The organism is Pseudomonas sp. USTB-Z (assembly GCF_019691255.1).
Classification (GTDB): Bacteria; Pseudomonadota; Gammaproteobacteria; order Pseudomonadales; family Pseudomonadaceae; genus Aquipseudomonas; species Aquipseudomonas alloputida.
The window spans coordinates 1-320 of the sequence record NZ_JAECZP010000097.1; the positions used below are offsets into that span (position 1 = coordinate 1).

General features: G+C 68.4%; 1 protein-coding gene. It reads left to right on the forward strand.

Annotated features, from left to right (window positions below):
• The coding region (locus I8746_RS27020) for an Ig-like domain-containing protein (protein ID WP_221101236.1) at window positions 1-320 on the forward strand (320 nt) is incomplete at both ends.

Consider the following 320-nt stretch of genomic DNA (forward strand, 5'->3'; position numbering starts at 1 on the left):
GAATCCCGCACAAGCCAATGGCGAACTGCTGGACGTGGTCGCCATCGATGACGGCGGCGTTTCCTCGCTGCCCGCACAGATCACCGCACCCGACATCACCGCCCCTGCCGCACCAACCGAACTGGCGGTGAGCGCGGACGGCAGCGTTATCACCGGCCGCGCCGAGCCGGGCAGCACCGTGCGCATCGTGGCTGCCGACGGCACCGAACTGGGCACTGCCGTGGTCGGCCCGACCGGCGTGTTCAGCCTCAACCTCAACCCGCCACAAGTTGACGGCGAAGTGCTGCAGGCCACGGCGACCGATGCCGCTGGCAACACTT